Genomic DNA, 7,429 nt, shown 5'->3' on the forward strand with positions numbered 1-7,429 from the left:
CTCCGTGAGGTGAGGGTCCTGGTCGGCGGGGCGGGGCTACGCCGTCAGGCCCTTGGGCCAGATGGTGGCGTAGGTGTCGCGGATGTCGCGGCAGGCGTCGACGAGCCGGGTGACGTCGTCGTCGGTGAGCGCGGAATGCAGCGAGAAGCGCACGAGGGTGCGGTTGTTGGGGACGGCCGGGGCGAAGAACATCGAGCCGAAGACGCCGCGCTCCTCCAGGAGGTCGCGGACCTGGATGCCGCCGCGGTCGGGGCCGGTCTGCAGGGAGACGATCTGGCTGTCGGAACCCTGCAGTTCGTAGCCGAGCCCGCCGATCTCGTCGCGTACGCGCGTGGAGATCTCGCGCAGCCGGGTGCGCCGCCAGTCGTCGGTGCGGACGGCTTCCAGGGCGGTGGCGAGCCCGGCCACGTCGTGCGGGAGCAGCGTGGAGCTGAAGATCGCCGGGTACGACTCGAAGCGGAAGTAGTCCACGAACTCCGGGTCGCAGCAGGCCACGAACCCGGCCCGGCCCGCGAACGCCTTGGACAGACTGGCGACCTGGAAGTGCACCCGGTGGGCGAGACCGAGCCCGGCCGTCAGACCCTCGCCGTGTGCGCCGTGGGTGCCCAGGGAGTGGGACTCGTCGACGACGAGGACGGAGCCGCTCTCCTCGGCGACGTCGCAGATCTCCCCGAGCGGGCAGAGGCTGCCGTTGGAGCTGTAGACCGAGTCGACGCAGATCACTCCGGGCCCGTGCTCGGCGGTCTTCCGCCGCAGGTGTGCGGGGTCGTTGTGCCGGAACCCGTACACGGGCGCCCCCGCGTCGCGTGCGCCCTGCCACAGCGACATGTGGGCGATCAGGTCGATGTAGACGGGGGTGGTGCGGTCGGCGACGGACTGCAGCAGCCCGAGGTTGGCGTCCCAGCCCGACTGGCACAGGATCCCGGCGGGCATGCCCAGGTGCGCGGCGAGGCCCTGCTCCAGCAGGAGTTGAGGGTGGTCACCGTGGAGCAGCACGCCGGAGGCGAGGACGCCGGTGCCGACATCGGCGAGGCAGTCGCCCATCGACTTGGCGATGCGCGGGTCGGCGGCGAGCGCCAGATAGTCGTTGCTGGTGAGCAGGACGGACTCCGGACCGGGCGCCCTGCCGCGCGTGATGATCCCGCCGCCCCACGTGCCGCGCACACGCTCCTGGTGAAAGCGCATGACGCGCTCGCGCAGGGCGGCGGGCAGTACGGAAGCCGGGGGCGAATCGGAGCTGAGCAGTGCGGCGAGGGCACCTGAGTGTGCGGCCGGGACCATGGGCAGGAGGCTAGGTCGGGCCTCGGCAGAAAGGTCCCTGCGCGCTGACACGTCAGGGTGATCCGCGAGGCGCCGAAGCGACGCGCCGATGGGAAAACCGGCAGGTCGGCTGATGCGGTCACCGGCCGATGGCGCTGCGCGGGTGGAACCCGTGGCCGCCGTGCCAGGCAGGCCGTGAACCGGGCTGTCCGATGTGAGAGAACGTCACGGTTCCCGCCCCCTCGGAGAGGCACAGCACGTGCACAGGCCCACGCGCCGGACGTACACCATCGTGGCGGCCGGTGCTCTCGTCGTGGCGCTCGCGGCCTGCGCGCTGCTGTGGGCGCACCGGCCGCAGCAGGCGCGGGCGGACGACCCGATCAAGGTGGGGGTGCTGCACTCGCTGACCGGAAGCGTGGCCATCGCCGAGCGGCCCATCAACGACGCGACGCTGCTGGCCATCGACGAACTCAACGAACGCGGCGGCCTGTTGGGCCGCAGGGTGCAGCCGGTCATCGTGGACGGCCGCTCCGACTGGCCCGCCTTCGGCGCGGGCGCCGAACGCCTGCTCACCCGGGACGGGGTCAGCGCGGTCTTCGGCTGCTACACCTCGGCCAGCCGCAAACAGGTCGTCCCGATCTTCGAGAAGCACCACGGCGTGCTCTTCTATCCCACCTTCTACGAGGGGATCGAGTCCTCCCCGAACGTGGTCTACACGGGGGCCGCCCCGAACCAGTCGAGCATCCCCGCAGTGAAGTGGTTCCTGGAGAACCGTGGCCGCAAGGTCTTCCTCGTCGGCTCCGACTACATCTACCCACGCGCCACGAACGCCGTGCTCAGGGCCCAGATCGCCTACCTCGGCGGGAAGGTGCTCGGCGAGCGCTACGTCCCGCTCGGCTCGTCCGACACCGCCGACGCCGTCCGCGCCATCGCCGCGGCCAAGCCCGACGTCATCGTGAGCACCATGGTCGGGGACAGCAACATCCCCTTCTTCAAGGAGTTGCGCGCCGCCGGGATCACCCCGCGCTCCGCCCCCGTCCTCAACCTGGTGATCGGGGAGGTGGAGCTGCAGTCGCTCAGCTCCCGCACCATGGCCGGCGACTACATCGCGCTCAACTACTTCCAGAGCCTCGACCATCCCGCCAACCGCCGGTTCGTGGCCGCTTTCAAGAAGCGGTACGGGGCGCACCGGGCGATCGCCGACTCGATGGAGGCCGCCTATACGAGCGTCCATCTGTGGGCGCAGGCCGTCCGCGAAGCCGGGTCAGCCGATGCGGCGGCCGTCCTCGAGGCGGTGCCCGGCCAGTCGTACGACGCCCCCGAAGGACAGGTCTACGTCGACGAGCACAATCTGCACACCTGGAAGACCGCCCGCATCGGCCAGATCCGCCCCGACGGCCAGGTCACCGTCGTGTGGGCCTCCGAGGCCCTGATCCACCCCATGCCGTACAGCATCTTCCGGACCAGGCGGCACTGGGAGGAGCTGGTGTCCTCGCTCTACACCCGCTGGGGCCACAGCTGGCAGGCGCCGCCGCCGAAGAGCCCCAACCCGCCGACACCCAAGGGTGGTTGACGTGCCCCTCTGGTTCCAGGGACTGCTCACGGTGGGCCTCGCGGTCGCTCTCGCGCACCTCGCCCTGTTCGCGACGGGGCGCCTCTTCCCCGCCGACGACAAGCGCTCCGTGGACAACACCATCATCAGCGCCGCGCTCGGCACGATCGGCGGCGCCTACGCCCTGCTCCTCTCCTTCACGATCTCCGTGGTCTGGCACAACTACGCCGACACCCAGGCGATCGTGGCCCGCGAGGCCAACGCGGTGGCCGACCTGGAGCGGATGTCCCGCGGCTTCTCGCTGCCGGTCCAGCGGGAGGTCCAGGACGCCTCCCGTACGTACATGAGGCTCACCGTCGACGAGGAGTGGGAGCTGCTCGCCGAGGGCCGCTCCAGCGTCCGCGCGGACGCCAGCCTGGTCGAACTCTGGCACGTCTACACGGAGATGCCGCCCGCCGACCGGTCCTCGTCCCTGTACTCGCAGTCACTGACGCGCCTCAACGAGATCGGCGACAACCGCCGCATGCGCCTGCTCACCGCCACCGAGTCCATCCCGACGGTGATCGTGTTCCTGCTGTACGCGGGCGCGGCCGTGACGATGACGCTGACCTGCCTCTACGCGATGAAGAGCAGACGCCTGCACCGCGTCCTGCTCACCTTCCTGGCCGCGATCCTCTCCTTCGGCCTGTTCCTGATCAGCTCCCTGGACCAGCCCTTCGGCACCAAGCTCCCGATCTCCCCGGAACCGCTCAGGTACGTGCTCGCGCACATGCAGCAACTGGAGTACTGACAACGGAAAATGGGGCACACCGGGGCTGTCCTCCCGGTGTGCCCCAAGGGCGGGTGTCGTCAGCCGCCCAGCTCCTGGTGGCGGGCTGCCAGCTTGGCCGTGCCGGTCTCCGTCAGGGAGCCGAAGAGGCGCAGGCGGGAGAAGCCGCCGTCCGGGAAGATGTCGATGCGGACGTGGGTGCCGACCGCAGGGGTGTCCAGGACGAAACGGTGGTTCGTGTCGGGCTGCAGGCGGGTGCGGGGCAGGAACTCCTGCCACTCCGCGTCCTCGCTCGACTTGATGGAGAGCGAGGCCCAGCCGGCCGAGTTGCCCTTCAGGTACGCCGTGTCGATCTCGATCGCGCGGATCGAGGACTCGGCGACGAGCTGGTAGTCGATCCAGTCGTTGCCGTTGTCGCGGCGGCGCGCGGTCTCCCAGCCGTCGTCCATCTTGCGGGAGCGGCCCGGGTTGATGGTGTTGACCGGCGAGGAGTAGAAGCGGTTGGAGGCGTCGAGGACCTGGCCGCCGTTCTCCAGGGCGACCACGTCGAACGAGCCGAGCGCGGCGAGCCACTTGGGGTCGGGCACGACCTCGCCGTAGACGCGCAGGCGGGCGATGCCGCCGTCGGGGTGCTGGTTGACGCGCAGGTGCGTGAAGCGCTGCTCGGCCGTCACCTCGAAGCCGTTGGCGGCGTGGCCGCCGACGGGCGTACGGGGAACGATGGTCGTCCACTTGACGTCGTCCGAGAGGAGTTCCTCGGGGGTCGGGGCGCCCTCGACCGAGGCGGCCTCGACCGAGACGGCCTGCGGCATGTTGCCGCGGAAGTGGGCGGTGTCGACGACGACGCCGCGGATGACGCCGGGGGCGCCGAGGCGGACGAGGGCCCAGTCGTGGTCCTCGGCGGTCGGCCAGGGCTGCTCGGCGGAGACACCGCGGCGGCGGCGGGTCTCCCAGCCGTCCATGACCTTGCCCTTGTGGCCGAAGTGCTCGGGGTCGAACTCGGCGGGCTCGGGCACGAGGAGGTTCTCGCGCTGGGCGAAGAACTCGTCGTTGGCGGCGATGACGCCCGCGCCCAGCTGGCGGTCGGCGAGGTTGGCGTACTGGGTGAAGGGGAAGTCGGCGGTGCGGTAGTCCGCGTACGGCTCGGTGCCCGGGGTGTACGGGTTCGCGTTGCCGGTGAACGAAGGTATGGACCCGGTCACGGTGTCAGTTCTTCCTTTCGAGAAGGCGGCCGGTGGGCTCGGTGAGCTCGCCGTTGTGCTGAATGCGCCGGCCGCGCAGCCACGTGGACTTCACGACGCCGTGCAGGGTCTTGCCCGCGTACGCCGTGACCTTGTTGCGGTGCTGCAGCTCGGCTGCGTCGACGGTGAAGGTCTCTTCGGGCGCGAGGACCGCGATGTCGGCGTCGCGGCCGGCCTCGATGGCGCCCTTCTGGTCGAGGCCGACGAGGGCGGAGGTGCGCTCGGACATCCAGCGCACCACGTCCTCCAGGGAGTAGCCGCGCTTGCGCGCCTCCGTCCAGACGGCGGAGAGGCTGAGCTGGAGGCCGGAGATGCCGCCCCACGCGGTCGCGAAGTCGTCGGTCTTGAGGTCGGCGGTCGACGGGGAGTGGTCGGTGACGATGCAGTCGATCGTGCCGTCGGCGAGCGCCTCCCACAGGAGGTCCTGGTTGGCGGCCTCGCGGATGGGCGGGCAGCACTTGAACTCGCTGGCGCCGTCCGGGACTTCCTCGGCGGTCAGGGTGAGGTAGTGCGGGCACGTCTCGACGGTCAGCTTGACGCCCTCGGCCTTCGCCGCGGCGATGAGCGGCAGCGCGTCCGAGGAGGAGAGGTGCAGGACGTGGACGCGGGCGCCGATCCGCTTGGCGGTGTCGATGAGGCCCTTGATCGCGACGTCCTCGGAGATACGGGGCCGGGTCGCGAGGTAGTCGTCGTACTTGGGGCCGCTGTGGTGCGGGGCGACGTCCAGCTCGTGCGGGTCCTCGGCGTGCACGATGAGCAGACCGCCGAAGCCCGCGATCTCGGCCATGGAGGCGGTGAGCTGGTCCCCGTTCAGGTGCGGGAACTCATCGACGCCCGAGGGCGACAGGAAGCACTTGAAGCCGTAGACCCCGGCGTCGTGCAGGGGCTTGAGGTCGCGGACGTTGTCCGGCAGGGCGCCGCCCCAGAAGCCGACGTCGATGTGCGCCTTGCTGCGCGCGACGTCCTTCTTCGTACGGAGGTTGTCGACCGTCGTGGTCGGCGGCAGGGAGTTGAGCGGCATGTCGACGAGGGTCGTGATGCCGCCGGCGGCCGCGGCGCGGGTGGCGGTCCAGAAGCCCTCCCACTCGGTGCGGCCCGGGTCGTTCACGTGCACGTGGGTGTCGACGATTCCGGGCAGCAGGACGTCGTCGCCGAAGTCCTCCAGGCGGGCGCCGTCCGGCACCGGGGCGTCGTACGCCTCAACTGCCGTGATCTTCCCGGCGGATACGGCGACCGAGGCGGCGCGCGTCCCCTCGGGGGTGATGACGCGCGTCGAGCGCAGCACCAGCTCTACGGTTCCCACGGCTCCCTCGTCGGCCACGCCCGACCCCTCTCCTCTGTGTCTCGCTGCGTTTCTTCTGTTCCGCTACACAGACCTTTTGGTTCCGCTTAACGGAATTCAACGTTCTGTTGAAGGAGTTTTCACGCTCGGGCCTGAACCGTCAAGGGCCTGGACGTTTCCACAAAGTGGAATTAGAATTCCGACAGCCAGAACGTAGCTCCGCACAACGGGACCGGGCAGCGGCGTGGGGACGCGCCCGTGGAGACACGGACAAAGGCCCCCTGACCGGCCAAGACCCCGCGACGCTCCAACGCCCCCTTGGAAAACGGGCGGGTAGGCTGCTGCCTTGCCTGCCAGCACCTCGGCTTGCCTGCCAGCTCCAAGGGTGTGCCTGCCAGTCCCGAAAGGAACGCGCCGTGCCGACGTCTCACGCCAGCGACGCTTCGACTGCGAACGACGCTTCGACTGCGAACGCCGCCAAGGCCGCCCCCGCCAGCGGTGGTGTCCAGTCCCTCGAGCGCGCCTTCGACCTGCTCGAGCGGATGGCCGACGCCGGGGGCGAGGTCGGCCTCAGCGAGCTCTCCGCCAGCAGCGGCCTGCCCCTTCCGACGATCCACCGCCTGATGCGCACCCTGGTCGCCTGCGGCTATGTGCGCCAGCAGCCCAACCGCCGCTACTCGCTGGGCCCCCGCCTGATCCGCCTCGGCGAGTCCGCGTCCCGCCTGCTCGGCACCTGGGCCCGCCCCTACCTGGCCCGCCTGGTCGAGGAGACCGGCGAGACGGCGAACATGGCGCTCCTCGACGGCGACGAGATCGTGTACGTGGCGCAGGTGCCCTCCAAGCACTCCATGCGGATGTTCACCGAGGTGGGCCGCCGCGTCCTGCCCCACTCCACGGGCGTGGGCAAGGCGCTGCTGGCGCACACCCCGCCGGAGGAGGTGCGCGCGCTCCTGGCCCGCACCGGGATGCCCGCCGCCACCGAGAAGACGATCACGACGCCCGAGGGCTTCCTCGACGCCCTCGAGGACGTCCGCAGGACCGGGTACGCGGTCGACGACAACGAACAGGAGATCGGCGTGCGCTGCCTCGCGGTGTCGGTCCCCAACTCGCCCACCGCGGCGGCCATTTCGATCTCGGGCCCGGCGGGCCGGGTGACCGAGGCGGCGACCGACAAGATCGTGCCGATCCTTCAGCAGGTGGCGGAGGAGCTTTCGCAGGCGCTGGTCAGTTCGGCGCCGTCCGGGGTCTAGGGCGCCCTCCTGGGTGGGGCGCCCTCTTCTTCTGGGGGCTCCTTCTGGGGGCTCCGCCCCCAGACCCCCGTATCG

6 protein-coding genes are annotated in these 7,429 nt (G+C 70.4%); 3 read left to right on the plus strand and 3 right to left on the minus strand.

All coding sequences use genetic code 11. The features are described from left to right. Positions 1-36: 36 nt before the first annotated feature. On the minus strand, positions 37-1,281 hold the full coding sequence (gene cqsA, locus ACFWYM_RS01790; RefSeq protein WP_384828788.1) for an alpha-hydroxyketone-type quorum-sensing autoinducer synthase: 1,245 nt from the start codon (positions 1,279-1,281) through the stop codon (positions 37-39). A gap of 238 nt (positions 1,282-1,519) precedes the next feature. On the opposite strand from cqsA, the gene ACFWYM_RS01795 reads away from it, so the two are divergent. Both ACFWYM_RS01795 and ACFWYM_RS01800 read left to right on the plus strand, forming a co-directional pair. Then, positions 1,520-2,833 (plus strand): urea ABC transporter substrate-binding protein, encoded by a 1,314-nt coding sequence (locus ACFWYM_RS01795; protein WP_384828789.1) that lies wholly within the window; start codon positions 1,520-1,522, stop codon positions 2,831-2,833. 1 nt (position 2,834) lies between these two features. After that, a complete protein-coding gene (locus ACFWYM_RS01800; RefSeq protein WP_384828791.1) occupies positions 2,835-3,602 on the plus strand; it encodes a hypothetical protein in 768 nt (255 codons plus the stop codon). A gap of 59 nt (positions 3,603-3,661) precedes the next feature. Here ACFWYM_RS01800 and alc read toward each other — a convergent pair whose 3' ends face one another. Further along, the gene (alc, locus tag ACFWYM_RS01805; RefSeq protein WP_384828793.1) at positions 3,662-4,783 is read right to left on the minus strand and encodes an allantoicase; all 1,122 of its coding nucleotides are present in this window, start codon (positions 4,781-4,783) and stop codon (positions 3,662-3,664) included. A 4-nt stretch (positions 4,784-4,787) separates the two neighbouring features. Continuing rightward, positions 4,788-6,125, minus strand: coding sequence for an allantoinase AllB (gene allB / locus ACFWYM_RS01810; protein ID WP_384828840.1), 1,338 nt, complete (start codon positions 6,123-6,125; stop codon positions 4,788-4,790). A gap of 395 nt (positions 6,126-6,520) precedes the next feature. Between allB and ACFWYM_RS01815 the strand changes: the two genes are divergently transcribed. Next, a complete protein-coding gene (locus ACFWYM_RS01815) occupies positions 6,521-7,354 on the plus strand; it encodes an IclR family transcriptional regulator (protein WP_384828795.1) in 834 nt (277 codons plus the stop codon). Positions 7,355-7,429: the final 75 nt, after the last annotated feature.

This window comes from Streptomyces sp. NPDC059009 (assembly GCF_042740175.1).
GTDB lineage: Bacteria > Actinomycetota > Actinomycetes > Streptomycetales > Streptomycetaceae > Streptomyces.